At 68.5% G+C, this 21,671-nt stretch carries 23 protein-coding genes, 1 tRNA gene and 1 pseudogene; 16 read left to right on the top strand and 9 right to left on the bottom strand.

The features are described 5' to 3' along the window. Positions 1-14: 14 nt before the first annotated feature. The 4 genes from Q0747_RS06520 (at position 15) to Q0747_RS06505 (ending at position 1,993) form a co-directional block, all read left to right on the top strand. Positions 15-710: a hypothetical protein gene (locus Q0747_RS06520; protein ID WP_298252789.1), complete on the top strand. Its 696-nt coding sequence runs from the start codon at positions 15-17 to the stop codon at positions 708-710. A 27-nt stretch (positions 711-737) separates the two neighbouring features. Then, positions 738-1,148 (top strand): ribosome silencing factor, encoded by a 411-nt coding sequence (gene rsfS / locus Q0747_RS06515; protein WP_298252787.1) that lies wholly within the window; start codon positions 738-740, stop codon positions 1,146-1,148. Beyond that, complete coding sequence (locus tag Q0747_RS06510; RefSeq protein ID WP_298252785.1) at positions 1,145-1,825, top strand: histidine phosphatase family protein; 681 nt, start codon at positions 1,145-1,147, stop codon at positions 1,823-1,825. Before rsfS ends, Q0747_RS06510 begins: the two co-directional genes overlap by 4 nt. A gap of 95 nt (positions 1,826-1,920) precedes the next feature. Next, positions 1,921-1,993, top strand: a tRNA-Ala gene (locus Q0747_RS06505). A 28-nt stretch (positions 1,994-2,021) separates the two neighbouring features. Here the strand turns inward: Q0747_RS06505 and Q0747_RS06500 are convergent. The 5 genes from Q0747_RS06500 to Q0747_RS06480 form a co-directional block, all read right to left on the bottom strand. Beyond that, positions 2,022-2,864, bottom strand: coding sequence for an SDR family oxidoreductase (locus tag Q0747_RS06500; protein WP_298252783.1), 843 nt, complete (start codon positions 2,862-2,864; stop codon positions 2,022-2,024). Further along, the gene (locus Q0747_RS06495; RefSeq protein WP_298252781.1) at positions 2,861-3,829 is read right to left on the bottom strand and encodes an NAD(P)/FAD-dependent oxidoreductase; all 969 of its coding nucleotides are present in this window, start codon (positions 3,827-3,829) and stop codon (positions 2,861-2,863) included. Before Q0747_RS06495 ends, Q0747_RS06500 begins: the two co-directional genes overlap by 4 nt. Before the next feature lie 54 nt (positions 3,830-3,883). Continuing rightward, entirely contained in the window at positions 3,884-4,741 is an 858-nt protein-coding gene (locus Q0747_RS06490) for a metal-dependent hydrolase (protein ID WP_298252779.1), read from the bottom strand. 95 nt (positions 4,742-4,836) lie between these two features. Then, positions 4,837-5,100 carry a hypothetical protein gene (locus tag Q0747_RS06485; protein ID WP_298252777.1) on the bottom strand — a complete coding sequence of 88 codons (264 nt, stop codon included), beginning with the start codon at positions 5,098-5,100 and terminating at the stop codon, positions 4,837-4,839. Positions 5,101-6,035: 935 nt separating this feature from the next. Then, the gene (locus tag Q0747_RS06480) at positions 6,036-6,902 is read right to left on the bottom strand and encodes a hypothetical protein (RefSeq protein ID WP_298252775.1); all 867 of its coding nucleotides are present in this window, start codon (positions 6,900-6,902) and stop codon (positions 6,036-6,038) included. A 99-nt stretch (positions 6,903-7,001) separates the two neighbouring features. On the opposite strand from Q0747_RS06480, the gene Q0747_RS06475 reads away from it, so the two are divergent. Continuing rightward, positions 7,002-8,138 (top strand): App1 family protein, encoded by a 1,137-nt coding sequence (locus Q0747_RS06475; protein WP_298252762.1) that lies wholly within the window; start codon positions 7,002-7,004, stop codon positions 8,136-8,138. A 20-nt stretch (positions 8,139-8,158) separates the two neighbouring features. Beyond that, on the top strand, positions 8,159-9,061 hold the full coding sequence (locus tag Q0747_RS06470; RefSeq protein ID WP_298252759.1) for a methylenetetrahydrofolate reductase: 903 nt from the start codon (positions 8,159-8,161) through the stop codon (positions 9,059-9,061). 40 nt (positions 9,062-9,101) lie between these two features. On the opposite strand, the gene Q0747_RS06465 is transcribed toward Q0747_RS06470, so the two are convergent. Next, positions 9,102-10,034 (bottom strand): LysR family transcriptional regulator, encoded by a 933-nt coding sequence (locus tag Q0747_RS06465; RefSeq protein WP_298252756.1) that lies wholly within the window; start codon positions 10,032-10,034, stop codon positions 9,102-9,104. Positions 10,035-10,557: 523 nt separating this feature from the next. On the opposite strand from Q0747_RS06465, the gene nrdH reads away from it, so the two are divergent. The 4 genes and pseudogenes from nrdH to nrdF form a co-directional block, all read left to right on the top strand. Beyond that, on the top strand, positions 10,558-10,803 hold the full coding sequence (gene nrdH / locus Q0747_RS06460; RefSeq protein WP_298252754.1) for a glutaredoxin-like protein NrdH: 246 nt from the start codon (positions 10,558-10,560) through the stop codon (positions 10,801-10,803). A 52-nt stretch (positions 10,804-10,855) separates the two neighbouring features. Next, positions 10,856-11,314, top strand: coding sequence for a class Ib ribonucleoside-diphosphate reductase assembly flavoprotein NrdI (gene nrdI / locus Q0747_RS06455; RefSeq protein ID WP_298253061.1), 459 nt, complete (start codon positions 10,856-10,858; stop codon positions 11,312-11,314). Next, positions 11,311-13,470: a class 1b ribonucleoside-diphosphate reductase subunit alpha gene (nrdE, locus tag Q0747_RS06450; RefSeq protein ID WP_298252752.1), complete on the top strand. Its 2,160-nt coding sequence runs from the start codon at positions 11,311-11,313 to the stop codon at positions 13,468-13,470. Before nrdI ends, nrdE begins: the two co-directional genes overlap by 4 nt. 79 nt (positions 13,471-13,549) lie before the next feature. Further along, positions 13,550-14,530, top strand: a pseudogene (gene nrdF / locus Q0747_RS06445) (class 1b ribonucleoside-diphosphate reductase subunit beta); the annotation flags it as partial. A 159-nt stretch (positions 14,531-14,689) separates the two neighbouring features. On the opposite strand, the gene Q0747_RS06440 reads toward nrdF, so the two are convergent. Both Q0747_RS06440 and Q0747_RS06435 read right to left on the bottom strand, forming a co-directional pair. Beyond that, positions 14,690-15,136 (bottom strand): pyridoxamine 5'-phosphate oxidase family protein, encoded by a 447-nt coding sequence (locus tag Q0747_RS06440; RefSeq protein ID WP_298252750.1) that lies wholly within the window; start codon positions 15,134-15,136, stop codon positions 14,690-14,692. Then, positions 15,133-15,603 (bottom strand): pyridoxamine 5'-phosphate oxidase family protein, encoded by a 471-nt coding sequence (locus Q0747_RS06435; RefSeq protein ID WP_298252748.1) that lies wholly within the window; start codon positions 15,601-15,603, stop codon positions 15,133-15,135. Before Q0747_RS06435 ends, Q0747_RS06440 begins: the two co-directional genes overlap by 4 nt. An 80-nt stretch (positions 15,604-15,683) precedes the next feature. On the opposite strand from Q0747_RS06435, the gene Q0747_RS06430 reads away from it, so the two are divergent. After that, positions 15,684-17,345 carry a GAF domain-containing protein gene (locus Q0747_RS06430; RefSeq protein WP_298252746.1) on the top strand — a complete coding sequence of 554 codons (1,662 nt, stop codon included), beginning with the start codon at positions 15,684-15,686 and terminating at the stop codon, positions 17,343-17,345. On the opposite strand, the gene Q0747_RS06425 is transcribed toward Q0747_RS06430, so the two are convergent. Beyond that, a complete protein-coding gene (locus Q0747_RS06425) occupies positions 17,342-17,983 on the bottom strand; it encodes a response regulator transcription factor (protein WP_298252744.1) in 642 nt (213 codons plus the stop codon). The genes Q0747_RS06430 and Q0747_RS06425 overlap by 4 nt on opposite strands. A gap of 277 nt (positions 17,984-18,260) precedes the next feature. Here Q0747_RS06425 and Q0747_RS06420 point away from each other — a divergent pair, with 277 nt between their 5' ends. The 5 genes from Q0747_RS06420 (at position 18,261) to Q0747_RS06400 (ending at position 21,590) form a co-directional block, all read left to right on the top strand. Beyond that, on the top strand, positions 18,261-18,752 hold the full coding sequence (locus tag Q0747_RS06420) for a universal stress protein (protein WP_298252743.1): 492 nt from the start codon (positions 18,261-18,263) through the stop codon (positions 18,750-18,752). Next, complete coding sequence (locus Q0747_RS06415) at positions 18,749-19,606, top strand: universal stress protein (protein WP_298252741.1); 858 nt, start codon at positions 18,749-18,751, stop codon at positions 19,604-19,606. The genes Q0747_RS06420 and Q0747_RS06415 overlap by 4 nt, the downstream gene beginning before the upstream one ends. Positions 19,607-19,774: 168 nt before the next feature. Continuing rightward, a complete protein-coding gene (locus Q0747_RS06410) occupies positions 19,775-20,068 on the top strand; it encodes a hypothetical protein (protein WP_298252739.1) in 294 nt (97 codons plus the stop codon). Continuing rightward, positions 20,065-20,559 carry a hypothetical protein gene (locus Q0747_RS06405; RefSeq protein ID WP_298252737.1) on the top strand — a complete coding sequence of 165 codons (495 nt, stop codon included), beginning with the start codon at positions 20,065-20,067 and terminating at the stop codon, positions 20,557-20,559. The genes Q0747_RS06410 and Q0747_RS06405 overlap by 4 nt, the downstream gene beginning before the upstream one ends. Next, positions 20,556-21,590, top strand: a complete 1,035-nt coding sequence (locus Q0747_RS06400; RefSeq protein ID WP_298252735.1) for an NAD(P)-dependent alcohol dehydrogenase — start codon at positions 20,556-20,558, stop codon at positions 21,588-21,590. Before Q0747_RS06405 ends, Q0747_RS06400 begins: the two co-directional genes overlap by 4 nt. Positions 21,591-21,671: the final 81 nt, after the last annotated feature.

Genomic DNA, 21,671 nt, shown 5'->3' with positions numbered 1-21,671 from the left:
GATAAGGCACCGATGTGGATACAGCACACCCCGTCACACGACGTCAGCTGAGACTCCAGCTGGTCGACGGCAAGGCCGTCGTGCCCGACGAGGCCGTCGGGTCGCTGCGGGAGCCCCTTCCCGGCGGGCGCCGCGACCGCCGTCGCCAGGGCCGGCGCACCGATGGAGGGCCCGCCGTCGAGCCGGTGGAGCCGGACCCGGCCGTCCTGGCGCAGCAGCGTGCCCTCGCAGCGCGGGCAGCGGAGCTCGCCGCCCGCGCCCGGCGTGTGCGCGCCGCGGCGCACGACCTCACCGTGCAGCCCGCCCCCGAGGACCCCGCGGCGGCACACAACCTCGCCGCGCTGGCCTCGCCCGGCTTCTTCCTCCCGACGGACGGTGCGCAGGCACCATCCGGGAGCATGGAGGCACCTGTTGCGGACACGCCCGTCCCTGCCACCCCGGCCCGATCGCAGGAGCAGGAGCAGTCCCCGTCGCCGACCCGGACCGGGTCGACGGCGAGTGCCCGCCGGGAGCCGGCGGCGCCCGGCCCGAACGGGGACACCGACCCGATCGCGGCCCGGAGTGCCTTCGGGCTGGATCCCCTCGATGCCATGACCGCGGGCCTGGGGAGAACGCGCCGCCTGCGCTACGCCCTGTACTCGTTGCTGGTCGTGGGCGCGGCTGCGCTGGTTACCGGGATAATGATGATCGTCAGCTCCCTCAATGGGTGAAACCGCTGACCACACTCAAGGAGATCAGTGAGCGCTACCGAACAGTCCATCGGCATTGCCCGTACCGCGGCACACGCCGCCGTGGAGAAGCTCGCGCAGGACATCGTGGCCATCGATGTCAGTGAGCGGCTCGCCATCACGGACATCTTCCTCATCGCGTCCGCGCCGACCGAACGCCAGGTCAACGCGATCGTCGACGGTATCGAGGAGGAGCTGTCCCGCCAGGGACTCAAGCCGGTACGGCGCGAGGGCCGCAGCGAGGGTCGCTGGGTGCTGCTCGACTTCGTCGAGGTGATCGTGCACGTGCAGCACGAGGAGGACCGCGTGTTCTACGCGCTGGACCGCCTCTGGAAGGACTGCCCCGGCGTGGACCTCCAGCTCGAGGGTGCCGTGCACGGCGCGGCGCAGGATGCAGGCTCCGGCGACGCGACCGAGTGACGCGGAACGTCCACGCCCATCCCGAGGCCCGGCGGATCATCTTCTGGCGCCACGGCCGGACCGAGTGGAACCACGCGGGACGGTTCCAGGGCCAGGAGGACATCGCTCTGGATCCGACGGGACGGGAGCAGGCCCTCCGTGCCGCGGAGGTGCTGCTCACGCGGGAGCCCTCCCTGATCGTCTCCTCCGATCTGCGGCGCGCCGCCGACACGGCGGATGCCCTGGCCGAGCGGACCGGTCTCACGGTGTCGCTGGACCAGCGCCTGCGGGAGACCGACGCCGGCCGGTGGCAGGGGCTCTCGTTCGCCGAGATCGGTGAGCGGTTCCCCGAGGACAACGCGGCCTGGCGGGGCGGGGATCCGCACGTGCGTGCCGGCGGGCGGGAGAACCGCCTCGAGGTCGGTCACCGCATGCTTGCGGCCGTGACGGACGCGCTCGAGCGCATCTCGCCCACCGAGACCCTGGTGATCGTCAGCCACGGTGGGTCGATCAGGGCCGCGCTCGCTGCGCTGATGGGTCTGCCACCGCAGCGCTGGGGTGCCCTGGCCGGTCTGTCCAACTGCCACTGGTCCGAGGTCCACGAGGTGGTGGGGCAGGTGGGGGCGCGGTTCTCGTGGCAGCTGACGGAGCACAACGTGGGCCTCGGTTCCCTTCCCGCTGAGCCACTGGAGGGCTGACCGCCGGCCGCGGCTGATTTGGTGAAGACCGGAGAATTTACTACACTGGCACAGTTGCCTGAACGGGACGTGAGTCCCACCAAGCAGCACGATACGGGGCTATGGCGCAGCTGGTAGCGCACCTGCATGGCATGCAGGGGGTCAGGGGTTCGAATCCCCTTAGCTCCACCCGAGGAACACCGAAGCCCGTCCCATCTCACGATGGGGCGGGCTTCTTCCGTGCGTAGGCTGCCTGCTGCCGACGCGCGAGGCGGACCATGAACGGAGCAAGACGCGCCGCGAGTCCAGGAGCCAGATCGAAGAGGCGGGCCTGTACCCCGCGCCATGCCGGCGCCGTCGTGACCGGGCGGGGCTTCGCCACCACGCGAAGAACCAGATCGGCGATCTCCCCGGGCTGGAACAGCGTCCCGGAGAAGGACATCGCTGCACCGGGGTCGCGCACCCTGTCGAACAGCATGGGCGTCCACATGCCGTCGGGGCAGACGGCGCTGATGTGGACCTTCCGCTCGCCCGCCACGCGGAGATCGCAGAGCGCCGACGTACTGAAGCCCAGGACGGCGTGCTTGGAGGCAGCGTAGACGCCCTCGCCCGGTACGGAGACGAGTCCCGCGAGGGAGGCGACGTTGACGACGTGACCGCGATGGGCCGGACGCATCAGCTCCAGCGCGGCGATGGTGCCGTGCATGGTCCCGAGAGCGTTCACCTCCATCATCAGCCTGCGCTGCTGGTCGGTGTGGGACCAGACCGGACCCGTGGTCAGCACACCGGCGTTGTTCACCCACAGACCGAGCGCACCGCTCTCCGCGACCGCCGCCTCCGCCGCCGCGCGGCACGCGTCGGGATCTCGGACGTCCAGCCCGGAGGAGCCGGCCGACCCTCCTGCGTCCCGGATCTCCGCGGCGACGGCGGCGGCGAGAGCCTCGTCCACGTCGGTCACGAGGACGTTCCAGCCGAGCCGACCGAGCCGGAGGGCGATCTCCCGGCCCAGACCACGCCCGGCACCGGTGACGACGGCGCCGCCGTCGTGTGGAGCGCTCATGCCGCAACCGCCCGGGCGGGGGCGTTCTCCGCACGGCGGGTGCCGCGCTTGCGCTCGCGGGCAAGATCCCACAGGTAGTGGTCGAAGTCGACCTCCATCGTGTGCCGGGGCGAAGCGCCGGGTGCATGATCCGGCCGGGGCAGACCCAGTCGTGCGGCGTCGCCGGAGGTGAGTGCTCCGAAGCGCAGGCGTGCCCTCGTGGCCCACCACGGCATCCAGCCGGGCAGGGCGAGCCTGTCCGAGGCCAGCCCGAGGGTGAACTTGCGCAGGACCCACTGGCCCCGCCGCTGGGACAGCACGGTGCTGCGTGCCACCCTGCCCGCCTCGGACGCGATGTCGAGGGCCGAGTTTCCCGATCCCACGACGACCACGTCCCGGTCACGCAACTGGTCGCCCGAGCGGTAGTCGTGGGAGTGCATCTGCTCTCCGTCGAACCGGCCCGGATAGGCGGGATCCGGCCAGCGGGGATCCCAGTGATGACCGTTGGCGATTAGGACGGCGTCGTAGTGACGCGTGTGCTCGCCGTCCGCACCGTGCGTCACCACCTCCCACCCGGCGCCGGCCCGGGAGACGCGGATCACCGTCGTGTCGAAGGTGATGCGCTCGCGGAAGGCGAAGTGGTCCACGTAGGCCTCGAAGTACGCCGCCACCTGGTCGTGCCGCGCATAGGGCGGGTAGTCGGCAGGCATGGGGAAATCGGAGAACGCCATGCGCGGGCACGAGGTGTTGATCTGCAGCGTCTCGTAGCAGGCGGAGACATCGTTGGGGTTGTCGTAGACCCAGTTGCCGCCCGGCACGCTGCCCTGTTCGAAGCAGTCGAACGGGACACCGGCGGCGTGCAGGGCCTTGGCCGCGGCGAGGCCCGATGACCCGGCTCCGATGATGCAGGCACGCGGAAAGGCGGGGTTCGGCGGGACCGGGGAAGCGGCGGGGGCAACATCGCGTTGCCGGACGGCATAGGGCATGGGCCTCATCATGGCAGCTCGCAGGACCGGCAACCAGACCCTGTCCGCTCGGCGTCACCCCAAGCCGACCGCGCCCGCCAGGCTCCCGAGCCCCGAGCGGCTCATCGCGGTGATCGCCCACCCGACACCGCCGATGGCGTAGAGACTGATCGGCACGAGCAGGCACCATTCCCTCACGGAGCCGGCGTTCCCGAGGACAGGTACGGCGACGAAGCCGTTCTTCCGCCAGATCCGGCCCACGACCGGCAGCGCCGCGATCGCTCCCGGTGGCTTGAGCGTGAACGGATGGAGGAGATTGCAGCCTCCCGTGGTCAGCATGTCGCCGAGAACATGGACACTCACCCCGAGTCCCACGGCGACCGGGAACCAGAACTGCTCCTCCGGGGCGAAGGCGCAGACGAACGCACCTGCGACCAGCCCGACGGCCCACGGGGACTTCCGCATCCGGTCCGGGATGATCTTCAGCGCCTTGGCCGCGAACGACACCAGCAGGACGGCGAGCAGCCCGGCGCCGGGGAAGACCCGTCCGAAGGCCTCGGTGTCCAGCGTCCACAGGCCGGCCACCCAGGCCATGGAGACGAAGGCGACGATGCCGATGATCGAGTGGGTACCGTGCCGGTGCCCGCCGGAGATGGCTCCGATGCCGGAACAGACGGCGTTGGACAGCGGTGGCAGGGAGTGGGCGATCGTGGCGTTGTGGTGATCGGCGTCGGGCAGCAGTGCGGCCCCGGCCGTGACGAGAGCACCGGTGACTACCCCGACGGGGCTGACCTCGAGGAAGCCCAGGCCCAGGGCGATCGTGTCGGGCAGGAAGGGCGGGGTCGCCGCGGCCACGCCGAGGCTCACCTCGACGTGGGTGGTGACGGCGATCCAGGCGGCTGAGCCGCAGGCTGCATGGTGGGCCCCCATCATGGCGGGTGGTCCTTTCGTGGGCGGCTCGTACTCGCCCATCCTCCGTGCAGCGACCGACACTCCTGGTCAGGGACCCCGCGACCGCGGTGTGGCGGTCAGGGACGGGTGCGCGGCCCGTAGCGCTGGATCAGATCCGTCAGCGCCAGGACGGCGATGATGATCGACGCCGCGACCGCCACCAGCATCGTGTACAGGCCCGTCAGCATCACCATGGCGGAACTGGCATCACGGAGGAAACCGATCCCGCCGACCGCCCCCACGATCCAGAAGACCGCCACCCCGAGGAGTGCGCCCACCGATGGCAGGGCCCTCCGATTGTCCTTGAGCCACTGCGTCGGTCGTGTCCTTGAGATCCCCATGAGCGCCATGCTCCAAGTGTCGGACCCGCGCGGCGGGGGAGCGGCGGCGACACGTATCGAACAGGTCACGATTGGGCTCAGAGCGAGGTTCGGCTCCCGGGCAGGCCGAACAGCCTGACGAGTCCCGCGACGCACCCGACGATCACGACGGACAGCACGGCGAGGAGGGGGACATTCGGACCCGACCGGGACGTGGTGGGTTCGAGTGACACGGGCTCCGCAGTGGCGCTCGCGGTGGGTGAGGGCTCGGGGCTCGTACTGGCCGACGGCGAGGGTGTCGGCGTCTTCGTCGCTCTCGGTGTCTTCGTGGCGGAGGGGGTCGGAGCGGGCTCGGGCTGCACCGGCACCACCGGCAAGACCGGCACCGGTGCAGGAGCAGGTATCGGGACGGGCACAGGAGCGGGCACGGGGGCGGGCGCCGGAGGCAGAACGAGTGGTGCGATCGGCTGCGGGGCCGGCGCGGGGACGGGGACGGGCGCGGGCGGGGCAGGTATCGGTGCAGGTGCAGGAGCTGGTGCGGGCGCAGGGGCCGGAGGAGGTGGGGGAGGCGTCGTCGGGTCGGAAGTGGGTGTCTTCGTCGGGGCCGGGCTGGGAGAGGGCTCTTCGGCCCCTGGTGACTTCGTCGACGCCGTCCGGCCATCGCCGGGTATCGTGCCCTTGTCGTCGTCGGTCTCCTCCGTCAGCTGTACCTCGGTACCGGGATCGGTCTCGGGATCGACGGTCGCCTGCTGCGAAGGCGTCGTCGGACGGGTGGCCGTGTCATCGACGGCCAGGGCGCCGGGCGCACCGAACGACAGACCTGCGCCCGTGACGATGGCCGTAGCGGCCATGGCCCGGGTCCACTTTCTTCCCATGATGTCCCAGTCTCCAGACCGTGTTCGAGCGTCAGACGTACCGCTCCATAGTGTCATGCGGCCGGCCCCGCGACGGCAGCATCATCGGCCCGTGCGCTGATCCCCCTCCGGGGGTCCGAGGAGGCGGGCCGCATCGGCCTGCGCCATGAGCTGTGAGTCCGTGAGGGTGCTCCCGCGCAGGAAGCCGTGCTCGCGCAGCAGCAGCCTGATCTCCTCGACGGAGTAGGGGTCGGGCCAGCGGCTGTGTGCCACCACGTGGCAGCTGCCACAGAGGGGGACCAGATCGCTCAGCGGATCGACCTCGTGGTCGGCATCGACGAAGCCCGGCGGCGTCAGGTGGTGTACCTGGACCAGATCGCGGGCCACGGTGCCGTAGCGCTGCTCCATGTCGAGCCCGCACGCATGGCATGCCGACCCGCGGAGCGCCAGGACCGTGCGCCGCAGCTGCGGATCCTGCTCGTACCTGTTCGCCAGGACGCGCCGGACGGCGCGCGACGGCAGGGACCCCGGGGTGGGTTCCAGTGCTCCCCGCTCCGGCTGCGCGGCCCCGGCCCAGAGCCTGCGCAGCGTGCGCGCCGCCCCTCGATCCACCGGCTGCACCCCCTCCTCCAATCGAAGCTCCGGCAGGTGCTCCACGAGTCGGGCCAGGGCCACCTGATCGCCGAGGGGGAGCAGGTGGTCGACGTCGACCGCGACCTGGACGGTCGTCGCGTCAGCTACCACGGCGCCGACCCAGCCCACGGTGCCGTGCCCGCCGAGCCCGCACATCGCGGATCGGGTACCGAGGATCACGAGCCAGACGTCCAGCTCCGGAGCCGGCTGCAGCGCCGAGGGGAACGCCCACAGCTGCCGGAGCAGACCGTCGGCCTGCACGGTCCGCACCGCCGCGGCATGACTCCCGGCCCAGACCGGCCGGTCGGGGTCCCACGCCAGGATGACTGCCTCCATGAGCCCGAGTGTGTCATGCGCCGGGCCGGGCCGGGGCAGGTCGCCGGGCTCGGAGGATCGGCCTCCCGACCACCCGGGCCGCGTGGAAGACTGGGGACCATGCGCCTCCGTCATGCCCTGTCCTTCCTCCGGCCCGCCCGTCCCACCCCGGACGCGCCGGCCTCCGAGTCGGGAGCCGGCAACATCGCGCTGCGCCTCGACGATGCCTGGCTCGGGTTCCAGACGCGTCGCGCCCTCCGCCTGGGACGGACGGAGACCGTCATCCCGTACACCGGGTACGGCACGACGTCGTGGGTTCGGGTGCTGGCGCGCGTGGTCCTCAGCGACCCGAGGGACAGCGAGCGCGGCCCCGAGGAGGGACCGCTCAGACCGCTGCAGGAGGGCATCCGCGGCTGGCGGAACTTCACGAGCCCGCCGGTGGCCGACGCCGTCGTGCGGGTGACCATCGGCGACTCCGTGCACGAGGTCGAGGCGGACCACGGCGGCGTGGTCGACGCCCGTATCCAGGTGGCCCTGGAGGCGGGGTGGCACACGGTCTCCATGCAGTCCGGGGAATCCCGGTCCGTGGAGGCGCCGGTACGTATCGTGTCCGACCGTGCGGAGTTCGGCGTCGTGTCGGACATCGACGACACCGTCATGGTGACAGCGCTTCCCCGGCCGTTCCTGGCTGCCTGGAACACCTTCGTCCTCGACGAACACGCCCGGACCCCCACCCCGGGGATGGCCGTGCTCTACGAGCGGATCGTCCGCACCATGCCGTCGGCCCCGGTCCTCTACCTCTCCACCGGTGCCTGGAACGTGGCGCCGGCCCTGTCGAGGTTCCTCTCCCGCAATCTGTACCCTGCGGGCCCCAAGCTCCTCACGGACTGGGGTCCCACGCGCGACCGCTGGTTCCGCAGCGGCCAGCAGCACAAACGGTCGGCCCTCGAGCGGCTCGCCGAGGAGTTCCCGGGTGTCCGGTGGCTGCTGGTGGGCGACGACGGCCAGCACGACGAGGCCATCTACTCCGAGTTCGCCGAGCGCCACCCAGAGAACGTCCGGGCGATCGCCATCCGGCAGCTGTCCGTCGGCGAGGCCGTCCTCGCCGGTGGCCGCTCCAAGTCCGGTGTCCGGTCCACACCGGGAGTCCCGTGGATCTACGCTCCCGATGGCGCAGGAATGTCGGAGGAGCTCGAGAAGCTGGGAGTCATCGTCAGCGAGACCCGCTCCGCCGGGGAACCCGAGGAGACCCGCTGACCCTGCCCGAAGGACCTCAGATGACGCCCAGGACGTATCCGGCGCTCTCCTACGAGCTGTATCCGCCGCGCAACGCCGAGGCCGAGGGCCCCCTGTGGGCCACCATCCGTCGGCTGGAGGCCACGCGCCCGGATTTCGTCTCGGTCACCTACGGTGCTGCGGGAAGCAACCGGGAGACGGCGATCGACCTCCTGCGACGGCTGCTGACCGAGACCACGCTGAAGCCGCTGGCCCATCTGACGAGCGTCGGGAGCAGCCGGGCCGAACTCGTCGGGATCATCGAGCGGCTGCTCGGCGGAGGGGTCCGCGGCATCCTCGCGCTGCGCGGTGACGCCCCCGACGGCGTGGAGCCCGGGTCCGGGGACGTGGAGCACGCCGACGAGCTCGTCCGGCTGATCCGCGACGTGGAGGCACAGCGCACCGCCCAGCTCGCGGCCGGCCGGGTCTCGATCGGCGTCGCCGCCTACGCGACCCGCCATCCCGACTCTCCCAGCGTGGAGAAGGACGTCGAGGTGCTGCTCGCCAAGGAGGCCGCCGGGGCCGACTTCGCCATCACCCAGGTGTTCTTCCACGCCTCGGACTACTCGAAGCTGGTCAGCCGGGCGGAACGGGCCGGCGTCACCATCCCGATCATCCCCGGCGTCATGCCCATGACCAGCTCCCGCCGACTGACGAAGCTGGGCAGCCTGGCGGGCATCGACGTCGACGACGCCTTCCGGGCACGGCTCGACGACGCCGCCTCCGACGAGGACCGCCGCAGCATCGGCGTCGCGGCGACCGTCGAGCTCGCGCGGGCGGCCCTCGACGAGGGCGCCCCGGGTGTGCACCTCTACACGTTCAACGAGCATGCTGCGGCGCTCGCCGTCCTGGACGCCCTGGAGCTGGAGCGCCCGCCCGAAGCGGGCCTCGCAGCATCCATGTAGCGCCGGTGCGCGTGGGCTGGACGGTGGGCTACCGGGCGTCCTACGGGGCGGCGGTGTGGCGTGGGCCGATGCTGTGGCTGCGCAGGATGTCCGCCAGCTGGCCCATGAAGAGCCTGACCCGCGCGTCGTCGGCGTCTCCCGTGCGCAGGGCAAAGATGCTGCGGGCCAGCCTGATCTCCGGGACGTCCAGGACCACGATGCCCTCGGGCCTGTTCACCATGGCGAGCTCCGGGACGAGGGCGGCGCCCAGCCCGGCGGACGTGAGCTCGAGGCTCGCGTTGAAGTCGTCGCAGTAGGCCGAGATGCGCGGATGCAGACTGCAGCTCGCGAAGAGGCGTTCGATCACCGTGGCATCGGCGGTGCCGGGATGGTGCATGATCCACGGCATGTCGGCGAGCTGATCGGCACTCACGCGTGACCCGCTGCGGATCCCCCAGCTCGCGGGCAGGATGACGCGGAAGTCGTCGTCGCCGATCCACTCCCTGCTGAGCGTGGACGGCCACGCGAGCCCTGCCTGGCCCACCTGGTAGACGAGGGCCAGGTCCAGGTCGCCGCCGGTCCGCAGGCCCTGGATGGTGTGGGCCGGTTCCCCCACGAAGAGGCGGAGGGTGATCCCGAGGCGCTGCCACTCGGGTTGGCGCAGGAGGCGGGGGAGGGCGAAGGTCGCGAGGCTGGGAAAGATCCCCAGGCGCAGCTCGCGCGTGGTCCCCGAGTGGGCGCGGGCCGTCGAGGCGAGGAGCGCATCGATGTCGGTCAGGACCTTCGCCGCGTGCCGGGACAGGGCGAGCGCTGCGTCGGTCGGGACGGCGCTCCTCGCGGCCCGGGTGAAGAGCGTGGCGCCGGTGTCGCGTTCCAGGGCGGACATCTGCTGCGAGACCGCCGACGCCGTGTAGCCGAGGCTCGTCGCGGCGGCGCTGAAGGACCCGTGCCGGATCACCTCGAGCAGGGTGCGCAGATGGGTCGGATTGACCATCGGATCCTCTCCACCGTGCCGGAACTCCGAGTGCTGACGGGCTCCGTGCCGTGTTCCGTCCCGGGCCCCATCGAGCCTACCCGCGCCGGGCCGTGGGAGGGGCGATGCGACCCCCCGGACGTCGTCCGCGACACGCCGTGGAAGTGCGACACGGACACTTTTTTCCTGTGGGGGAAGTACTCCACAGGGTGTGGGCGGAGGTGACCGCGAGGGCCCGGAACGGCTCATTCCCGGGCTTCGCGGGGACCCCGGTCTGTGGACATCGTGTGGACGACCCCCGGTGTAAATGACATACTTGTAATACATCATCTAGGGGTTCACGCCACCAACGTGCACTAGATGTAGTATCGAAGTACAGAACCAGCCGCTGGACGAACAGAGGCCGGGGGGCGCGGGAATCCCAGGATTCCCCTCGTTTCCGGGCCGTGCATCACGAAGTACACCAGCCCTCTGTCGACGCAGGACCCAGCACGAAGAACCAGTCAGCACAAGATTCAGCAGTAGAGAAAAAGGGGACCAGGACATGACAGTCACGGTGTACACGAAGCCAGCGTGCGTGCAGTGCAATGCCACCTATCGGGCACTGGACAAGAAGGGCATCGCCTACCAGAGCGTCGATATCTCGCAGGATCCCGCCGCACTCGAGCGACTGCGGTCCATGGGGTACATGCAGGCCCCCGTCGTCGTCACGGACAACGACCACTGGTCGGGATTCCGCCCCGACAAGATCCAGTCGATCGCCGACTCCGCCGTCAGCTCGGTGGCCTGACCGGTTCCCCCCGGGGAACCGCCGGGAGGCGTCGGTCATGACCGGTACCACGATGGACGAGCGCAGGGTCTCCGCCGCTCCGGACCACACCGGCACGACGGAGGGCCCGTTCACGGAAGCCCCGCTCATCTACTTCTCGTCGGTCTCGGACAACACCCACCGGTTCGTCGGGAAGCTGGGCATCGAGGCAGCCCGCATGCCGCTGCTCACCAAGGACCCCACGCTGCGGGCCACGCGACCCTACGTGCTCGTGCTGCCGACGTACGGCGGGATCACCGGCAAGGGAGCCGTGCCGCGCCAGGTGGTGAAGTTCCTGAACGTCGAGCGGAACCGGAGCCTCCTGAGGGGCGTCATCGGCGCCGGCAACACCAACTTCGGGGAGACCTACTGTCTCGCCGCCGACGTCGTCGCCGCCAAGTGCGACGTCCCCGTACTGTACAGATTTGAAGTCATGGGCACGTCCGAGGACGTGGACCGAGTCACACAAGGATTGGAAGAGTTCTGGACATGAGTGTTGTAGAGACCGAGACAGGAGCACCCGCCGCGACGGCGGCCCGCTTCAAGGACATGGGATACCACGAGCTCAACGCCATGCTCAATCTGTACGGGCCCGACGGCGAGATCCAGTTCGAGGCCGACCGCGAGGCCGCACACCAGTACTTCCTGCAGCACGTGAACAACAACACCGTCTTCTTCCACGATCTCGAGGAGAAGCTGGACTACCTCGTCAAGAACGAGTACTACGAGCGCGAGACGCTCGACCAGTACACGATGAACTTCGTCCGGGACCTCTACAAGCGTGCCTACGCCAAGAAGTTCCGCTTCGAGACGTTCCTCGGCGCGTTCAAGTTCTACACCTCGTACACGCTGAAGACCTTCGACGGGAAGCGCTACCTCGAACGCTACGAGGACCGCGTGTGCATGGTCGCCCTGCACCTGGCGCGCGGCAACGAACAGCTCGCCGAGCAGATGGTCGAGGAGATCATCGACGGTCGCTTCCAGCCGGCCACGCCCACCTTCCTCAACGCCGGCAAGCGCCAGCGCGGCGAGCTGGTCTCCTGCTTCCTGCTCCGTATCGAGGACAACATGGAGTCGATCGGGCGCTCCATCAACTCCGCCCTGCAGCTCTCCAAGCGCGGCGGTGGCGTCGCATTCGCCCTGACCAACATCCGCGAGGTCGGCGCGCCGATCAAGCAGATCGAGAACCAGTCCTCCGGCGTCATCCCCGTGATGAAGCTCCTCGAGGACAGCTTCTCCTACGCGAACCAGCTCGGCGCACGCCAGGGTGCCGGCGCGGTGTACCTGCATGCCCACCACCCCGACATCAACCGCTTCCTCGACACCAAGCGGGAGAACGCGGACGAGAAGATCCGCATCAAGACGCTCTCCCTCGGCGTCGTGGTCCCCGACATCACCTTCGAGCTCGCCAAGCGCGACGAGGACATGTACCTGTTCTCGCCGTTCGACGTCGAGAAGGTGTACGGCATGCCGTTCTCCGACATCTCGGTGACCGAGAAGTACTACGAGATGGTGGACGACGCCCGCATCAAGAAGACCAAGATCAAGGCGCGTGAGTTCTTCCAGACCCTCGCGGAGATCCAGTTCGAGTCCGGCTACCCGTACATCATGTTCGAGGACACCGTGAACCGGGCCAACCCGATCGACGGCAAGATCATCATGAGCAACCTGTGCTCCGAGATCCTCCAGGTCTCCGAGCCCACCACGTACAACGAGGACCTGTCCTACGAGAGCACCGGCAAGGACATCTCGTGCAACCTCGGGTCGCTGAACATCGCGAAGACCATGGATTCGCCGGACTTCGGCCGGACCATCGAGACGTCCATCCGGACGCTGTCCGCCGTCTCCGACATGAGCCACATCAACTCGGTGCCCTCGATCGCGAAGGGCAACGACGCCTCGCACGCCATCGGCCTCGGCCAGATGAACCTGCACGGCTACCTGGCCCGGGAGCGCGTGCACTACGGCTCCGAGGAAGGGCTGGACTTCACCAACATCTACTTCTACTCCGTGGTGTACCACTGCATCCGGGCGTCGAACCTGATGGCGATCGAGACCGGTACCACCTTCGCCGGCTTCGAGAGGTCCAAGTACGCCAGCGGCGAGTTCTTCGACAAGTACACCGACCAGGTGTGGGAGCCGGCGACGGCGCGCGTGCGTGAGCTGTTCGCAGACGTGCACATCCCCACGCAGGAGGACTGGCGTGCGCTGAAGGCCTCCGTCATGGAGCACGGCATCTACAACCAGAACCTGCAGGCCGTGCCGCCGACCGGATCCATCTCGTACATCAACAACTCGACGTCGTCCATCCACCCGGTGGCGTCGAAGATTGAGATCCGCAAGGAGGGCAAGCTGGGCCGCGTGTACTACCCGGCGCCGTACCTCACCAACGACAACCTGGAGTTCTACCAGGACGCGTACGAGATCGGCTTCGAGAAGATCATCGACACCTACGCGGCTGCCACGCAGCACGTCGACCAGGGCCTGTCGCTGACGCTGTTCTTCAAGGACACCGCCACCACGCGGGAGATCAACAAGGCCCAGATCTATGCCTGGCGCAAGGGCATCAAGACCATCTACTACATCCGTCTCCGCCAGCTCGCGCTGGAAGGGACGGAGGTCGAGGGTTGCGTCAGTTGCATGCTGTAGGCAACTAGATCGGTCCGGTCGGGCAGTCAGCCCGGCCGGGCTTCCGGCACACCAGGCAGTACCCACGCAGAGAAGGAACACCCCCATGAGCGAGAAGCTGAAGCTCGTAGACCAGGTCCAGGCCATCAACTGGAACCGTATCCAGGACGACAAGGACGTCGAGGTCTGGAATCGCCTGGTGAACAACTTCTGGCTGCCCGAGAAGGTGCCGCTGTCCAACGACGTGCAGTCGTGGGCCACGCTGACGCCGGATGAGCAGCAGCTCACCATGCGGGTGTTCACGGGTCTGACGCTGCTCGACACCGTGCAGGCCACCGTGGGCGCCGTCAGCCTCATCCCGGACGCGATCACGCAGCACGAGGAGGCCGTCCTCACGAACATCGCGTTCATGGAGTCCGTGCACGCCAAGAGCTACTCGTCGATCTTCTCCACGCTGGCCTCTACCAAGGAGATCGACGAGGCGTTCCGCTGGTCCACCGAAAACGTGAACCTGCAGAAGAAGGCGCACATCGTCACCGACTACTACCGGGGTGACGATCCGCTGAAGCGGAAGGTAGCCTCGACGCTGCTGGAGTCCTTCCTGTTCTACTCGGGCTTCTACCTGCCCATGTACTGGTCCTCACGGGCCAAGCTGACGAACACCGCGGATCTGATCCGCCTGATCATCCGTGACGAGGCCGTGCACGGCTACTACATCGGGTACAAGTTCCAGCGCGGTCTGGAGAGTGCGACGCCGGAGCGCCGTCAGGAGATCAAGGACTACGCCTTCGAGCTCCTCTTCGAGCTGTACGAGAACGAGGTCCAGTACACCCACGATCTGTACGACTCCGTGGGCCTGGCGGAGGACGTCAAGAAGTTCCTGCACTACAACGCCAACAAGGCGCTGATGAACCTGGGCTACGAGGCGATGTTCCCGTCGTCGGTCACCGACGTGAACCCAGCGATCCTCTCGGCGCTGTCGCCGAACGCCGATGAGAACCACGACTTCTTCTCCGGTTCCGGTTCCAGCTACGTCATCGGCAAGGCCGTGAACACCGAGGACGAGGACTGGGACTTCTAGGAGGTTCCTATCGGCTCGTGAGAGGCGACTCAGGAGAGCAGGGAGGGGCCCGGTCCGCGGATGGCCGCAGACCGGGCCTCTCCTGCGTGTACCTCGGGCACGCAGACGGACGCAGGGTCAGCTGGAACACCTCGACGAACGTGAATGCCCGGCCCTCCCTCAGTGTGCGGTACTGACCCGGAGTCCACGAAGCTGCGTGGGGGCGAGGCAGAAGAAGAGGTCCCGCTGTCCGGGAGCCCACGGTTCCTCGATGGCCTTGCCCCAGAGCGTCGTCAGCAGGGCAGGTTCCTCCACACGGGTGGCAGAGCCGTTCGCCAGGATGCTCCAGCCGCTGTGTGTCTCCCTGTTCACCTGGTCGATCTGGAAAGCTGCCCGGCCCAGATCGCTGGTGGCGATGGTCCCGTCGGCAGAGGTCCGGAAGTAGATGCGTTCGTCCAGCACCACGTAGTGCACGGGGTAGATGTCGAGCAGGCCGTCCCGGAAGAAGCCCAGGCGTCCCGTCGACCGGGTGCTCGCGAGTGCCCAGCACTCCGAGGGCGGCAGCGTGTCGGACGCGCGGAGAGTACCGGGCGTGCCCCAGGAGGAGTGCTCGGGGGTGGCGGTCACTGCCCCACCTGCTCGGGAGATGCAGCGGCACGGACGACGGACGGGACGAACGCACGCCCGCTGATCGAGTCCGGGACGAGCCGCATGAAGCGGTCCTTCCTCCCGCTCTCCCAGGGGTGGAGGGGTAGTTGCACCGTGTCCATGAGCTCCGCCGTGATGCCGATGGTGGAGGTGTGCCCCTTCACGACGACGCTCCACATCATCTCCTGGTCACCGCCCCACTCGGTGGTCCCGGGAGCCAGCCGGCCGTCGGCTTCCAGGGCCGATGCTGCCTTCTCCGCAGCGGACGACTTGGTGCCCTCGGAGGTCCTGTAGACGAGACTGCCGTGGTCCACGACGAAATTGATGGGGAAGACCTCCGGCCGGTCGTCGACGCACAACGCCAGACGGCCGAACGGGGCGGTGCGAAGGAGTGCCCAGCATTCATGGGCCGGAAGAATTCTGGTGGAGGTGGGTTGAGAGTCCATAGCGTGACACTATGAAAGTGCTGTCGGTGCGGCTAGGGTCCTGAGGCCCTATCCAGGAAGCATCGGGTAGGAGAAGCACAGTGGCATCACGAGCAGAGCAACCGTCCCTGATCTCCCCGGACGCGGGTTTCGGTTCCGGAACGCCCATGGGAATCGGTAATCTCCTGAGTGCGTTCGGCGCCATGGCCGACAATCTGGACCTGGACACCGTCCTCGAGCGCGTGACGGCGGCGGCCTGCCAGTTGGTGGACGCCCGCTTCGGCGCACTGGGCGTCATCGGTCCCGACAGCATGCTCAGTCAGTTCATCACCGTGGGCCTGCAGGACGACGAGATCCGGCGCATCGGTCCGCTCCCTGAGGGGCACGGGGTCCTGGGGCTGCTCATCACCGAGCCGCACCCGCTGCGACTGCACGATCTCCGGCAGCATCCCCGCGCCGTGGGTGTTCCCGAGCATCACCCCCAGATGACCTCGTTCCTGGGCGTTCCCATCCGTATCCACGGGACCGTCTTCGGCAATCTCTATCTGACCGAGAAGAACGGGGGCGCCGACTTCTCGGACACCGATGAGCAGCTCCTGGTGGCACTGGCCGCCGCGGCGGGCGTCGCCATCGAGAACTCGCGGTTGTTCGACGAGGCGACCCGCAGGACGCGCTGGCTGCAGGGTGGCCTGGATGCTGCCCGCGAACTCCTGGAGCAGAACGACGCCTCGCGCAACGACTTCGAGGTCCTGACCCGTCACGCACTGAGTGCATCGAACAGCTCCCTCGCGGTGATCCTCCGCGACTTCGGACACGACCGCGGCCTTATCTGCGAGGCGGCGGAAGGCGAGCTCGCCGAGGTGTTCCTGGGCCGGTCGAGCGCGGAGAGTGCTCTCCTCGAGGGGTTGACCAGCAGCTCGAACCCTCTGCTCCTCACGGCGGACGACGCCGCGCGGCTGCTGCCCGGTGCCCCTCGGGGAACGCTCGACACAGTCATGTGTACCCTGCTCACGGGCACGGAGGAACGCCAGTTCCTGCTCCTCGGGCGCTCGGCGCCCTGCCCGCCGTTCTCCCGCGTGGACCACGAGATGATGCGATCCTTCACCTCGCACGTGTCCCTGGCGCTCGAGTTGCTCGGTGCCCACCGCCGTCGCGAGCAGCAGGCGGTCTTCGGTGACCGTGACCGCATCGCGCGCGACCTGCACGACCTGGTGATCCAGCGCCTCTTCGCCACCGGCCTCAGCATCCAGAGCCTGCGGAAGTACCTCACCGACAGCGAACCGTTGAACAGGATCACGGCCGTGACGTCGGAGCTCGACTCGACGATCAGGGAACTGCGCGACACCATCTATTCACTGCGGTCGGTCCCGCAGATCACGCCCACCTTCACGTCCAGTATCTTCGCCCTGGTCGCGGAGGCCTTCGACGGTCACGAGCTCGAACCCGTGGTGCAACTGTCCGGCCCGGTGGACACCGTCGTGGACGAGGCCGTCGCGGCGCATGTGAGGGCAGTCCTCCTCGAGGGGCTCTCGAACGCGCTGCGGCACGCCCACGCTGCATCGATCACGGTGACGCTCAGGGCCCAGCCGGAGCGGCTGGAACTGACGATCGCCGACGACGGTCGTGGCTTCGAGCACCTGCCGGCGCCGGGAGGATTGGAGAACATGCGGCGTCGGGCCGAGCTGTGCGGCGGTCACCTGGACATCCGCAGTGCGCCCGGGGAGGGGACCGTCGTCCGTTTCGCCGTACCCCTGAGGGGCTAGCGAAGGGGAGAGGCTGAGCGGGAGACGAAGACCGCCGCCTGGGTACGGCTCTGGAAGCCGAGCTTCGACAGGATCGACGACACGTAGTTCTTCACGGTCTTCTCGGCCAGGAACAGCGCTGCGCCGATCTCCCGGTTCGTCAGGCCGTCCCCGATCAGGGTGAGCACCTTCTTCTCCTGGGTGGTCAAACCGGCCAGGCGGAGATCCTCCGCCGGTGCGTCGAACAGTCCCTTGATGATCCGGTCCTTCATGCCGGGTTCGAAGAGGGACTCACCAGCGGCGGCCCTGCGCACCCGGCCGACGAGATCGGAGCCGAGGATCTCCTTGAGGATGTATCCCGACGCCCCGGCGAGCACGGCTCCCCGCAGTGCCTGGTCGTCGTCGTAACTGGTCAGGATGACGCAGGTCAGGGACGGGTCGATCGAGCGTACGTCCCTGCACACCTCGATACCGGAGCCGTCCGGTAGACGGGCGTCGAGAATCGAGATGTCCGGAGCGAGGGCGGGAATGCGCCGTGTGGCTTCCTCCGCGGAGCCGGATTCCCCCACGATCACGCAGCCCTGCGCCTCGAGCAGTTCCCGTAGCCCCAGACGCACCAGCTCGTGATCGTCGAGCAGGAACACTGTCACGTCTTTCATGCGCTGGTCGTCCTCATTCCTGATGTCCCACTCCTGAACCGGTCTGCTGCTGCCGGACCGGTCTTCCACATCCCACCTCGGGCGAGGCGTCGTCGGTCGTGCTCCGAGCGTCTGCGTCGCGGTCATGCCCTTCTCGATGATGGACCTGCCCGTCAGCCGTGCACAGGGTCCAACGTCCCGGTCCCTCCAGTCACACACCGGGCCCTTTGGCCCTAGCGGCGGCCCGGGGAGTGGGCGAGCATCACTGAAGTACGTTCACGCCGAGGTAAGGATAACCATGACCACGAATTCTGCACCGCATCCCCGCACCATCGTCGTCGGCGTCGACGGCTCGGCATCATCGGTCGCCGCACTGCAGCTGGCTGCAAGCCTGATACCGCTCGCCGGCGATGTCATCCACGCCGTGTCGGCCTGGCAGCACCCCTTCGTGCTCAGCCCCTACACGCCGATGGAGTGGAACTACGAGGAGATGTCGCAGAAGGCCCTGGACCAGGCCCTGGTCGAAGCATTCCCCGACGGTCCACCCGCAGGTCTCGAGAGCCGAACGATCCAGGGTTCTCCCGCTGCCATCCTCATCGAGGAATCCAAGCACGCGTCGATGGTGGTGGTGGGTTCACGAGGACACGGTGGCTTCGCCGGGCTGCTGCTCGGGTCCGTCAGCTCTGCCGTCGCCGAACGGTCCGCCTGCCCGGTCCTGGTGTCCCACGGCGCTCCGCAGCTCGCCGAGGGGCAGCCCGTAGCCCTGCCGTCCTCGGACGTGACGGCGTGAGCGGCGACCGCGCCGGTACCGGAGGCGCGCACCAGAAGCCCGTGATCGTGGGCTTCGACGGTTCCGAGGACTCGCGCCGCGCAGTCCAGTGGGCCGCACGGCATACCGTTGCCGCGGGACTGCCACTCGTCGTCGCCCACTGCTGGGTGTGGCCCCTGTTCACCCAGAATCTGGGCCCGGTGACGTACATCGAGGACAGCGGTCTCCAGCGAGAAGCGGAGAAGACGGCCGCCGAGGGTCTGGAGCTGGCTCTGCAGACCGAGCCGGACGTGGACGCGAGCGTGCGGCTGGTCGCCGGGTTCCCGTCGGAGATGCTGACGCGACTCTCCACCGGAGCCTCCCTGGTGGTCACCGGCACGCGAGGCCTTGGAGGCTTCACCGGACTGCTCGTCGGCTCGGTCAGCCTCCACCTCGCCGCCAGCGCATCGTGTCCGATCGCGGTCATCCGCGATGAGCACCCCGGGCAGGGGGATGTCCTGGTCGGCGTCGACGGCTCACCCGAGAGCGAGCGTGCGGTGCTGGCAGCTGCGGACCTGGCACGGACCCTCCAGACCTCACTGCGTATCCTGCACGTCCGTGCCTACGGGCGGAATGTGCCCACGCGGCTCGACGAGCCGGCTGAGGACCCCGTCATCCAGCAGGCCCTCGGGCTTCTTCCACCCGACAGCGACCTCGGCGTGACCGTCGAGTCGCTCTCCGATCCGTCCGTTCCGGGCGTGATCGTCCACCACGCTCGCGGGAGCGCCTGCGTGGTACTGGGCGCGAAGGGGCGCAACACCATCGGCGCCAGGCTCGGCTCGGCGGTCCACGCGGTCCTGCACCACGCGAAGGGCAACGTGATCGTGGTCCGCTGAGGCGTCGCACAGCTCGGAGCCCGCGCACTACTTGGTGCGCCGATCCGGGCACGACCGCGGGGGACGGGGGGACTTTCTGCCCTAGTTGCCCGACGCCACTCGGGATTGGATGGAGGTGGATCGCCCTCGCGGCGATTCGATCGACGTTCGACGAGGGGGACCCGCACCATGACCAGCATCAGTGAGATCTGGGCGATGCTCGACACCGACGTCCAGCAGTGGCTCCTGGACAATCCTGGAACACACGTCCTGCCACGGTTCTACGTCAATCAGGTGCCGGCCGGGGGGCCGGGAACGGGTCAGTGTCTGCGCCTCGACGAGCACGGCGACTACTGGCTGACACCGGAGGAGATGTTGTTCCTGACGGCGAGGAGGCAGGAGCGTATTGCCCGACAGCAGGACGCCGTGGCAGCGGACAGGGGTGGCGAGTCCACCCGAAACGGTGAGGCACTCGATCGATGACGCCTCCTGCGCACCGGGTTGGTACACCGCTGCAGTCGGTACCGCCTCCTGCCACCCTCGAGCGCGTTGAGGATCAGCGCGAGGAGCAGGATGCGGGCAGGAGCGACAGGGAACGACGTCGCGCGCTGGCCGTCCATCCCTCGGCGGGACGGCAGAAACTGCGGATCCTCGTCCAGATCGATGCGGAGAGCGGATGCATCCGCATCGTGGTCCGAGGATGCCTGACCCCCCTGAATGTCCACGGCCTCGATCTGGTGGTCTCCCGAGCCAGCACGCTGGGTCGTGAATCGTGCATCATCGTCGACCTGGCACAGGCGAGCCAGTGGGAGGGTATGGACTCCTGGTTGCAGACCGAGGCGATCGAACGCCGCCTGAACCAGGTGTCGCGGAACGCCATGGGGGATCGTCTGCGCATCGTTCCCATGACTGGACCAAGGGGGACTCCGGCGTCACCACCGATCGGGCCCCGACCGACGAAAGGAGCACCATGAGAGCACTTCAGTACCGGACGATCGGCGCCGCACCCGAGCTCGTCGACATTCCGACGCCGACGCCGGGCCCCGGCCAGGTCCTCGTGAAGGTGACCGCGGCGGGCGTATGTCACTCCGACGAGTTCCTGATGAGCCTGCCTGAGGACCAGTACACGTACGGTCTTCCGCTCACGCTAGGGCACGAGGGGGCAGGGACCATCGACGCTGTAGGACCGGGTGTCACCGGGCTGACCATCGGGGAATCGGTGCTGGTGTACGGGCCCTGGGGTTGTGGTCGGTGCTACCCCTGCTCCAAGGGGGAGGAGAACTACTGCGAGAGGGCGGCGGAGCTGGGCATCAAGCCCCCGGGGCTGGGAGCTCCGGGTGCCATGGCGGACTACCTGCTCGTCGACGATGCGCGACATCTCGTCCCCCTGGGCGACCTCGATCCCGTCGCGAGCGTGTCGTTGACCGACGCCGGGTTGACCCCGTACCACGCCATCAAGAAGTCCCTGCCGAAGCTCGTCCCCGGCTCGGTGGCCGTGGTGATCGGCGCCGGTGGACTGGGGCATGTGGCCATCCAGATGCTGCGGGCCCTGGCTCCATGCACCGTCGTCGCCGTCGACACCTCCGAGGACAAGCGTGCCCTGGCCCGCAAGGTCGGTGCTCACCACGCAGTGGCCTCCGACGAAAGTGCGGAGGAGCAGATCCTGGGGCTGACCGGTGGTCGGAAGGTCGACGTCGTGTTCGACTTCGTGAGTATCGACCCGACCACTGATCTGGCCTCACGGCTCGTCGGTGTGGGAGGCGAGATCGTGCTCGTCGGTGTGGGGCCGGGCGCCGTGAAGGTCGGCTTCTTCTCGACGCCGTGGGAGGCTTCGGCCCGGGCACCCTACTGGGGATCGCGCTCCGAACTGATCGAAGTGATCGAGCTGGCTCGCGCCGGGAAGATCAAGGTCGAGGTGGAGGCCTTCGGTCTCGACCAGGGACCGAAGGCCTACGAGAGGCTGGCTGCGGGCACCATCCCCGGCCGCGCCGTCATCGTCCCCTGACACGTGCGTCGGGCGGATGCACCCGCCCGAGGCCGGCAGGTGAGCTGCTCGCGCCAGCGCGCCGCCCGGTGCCCGGCTGCC

The organism is uncultured Arthrobacter sp., assembly GCF_947493765.1.
GTDB lineage: Bacteria > Actinomycetota > Actinomycetes > Actinomycetales > Micrococcaceae > Arthrobacter_D.
This window is presented reverse-complemented; position numbering and strand designations above follow the sequence as displayed.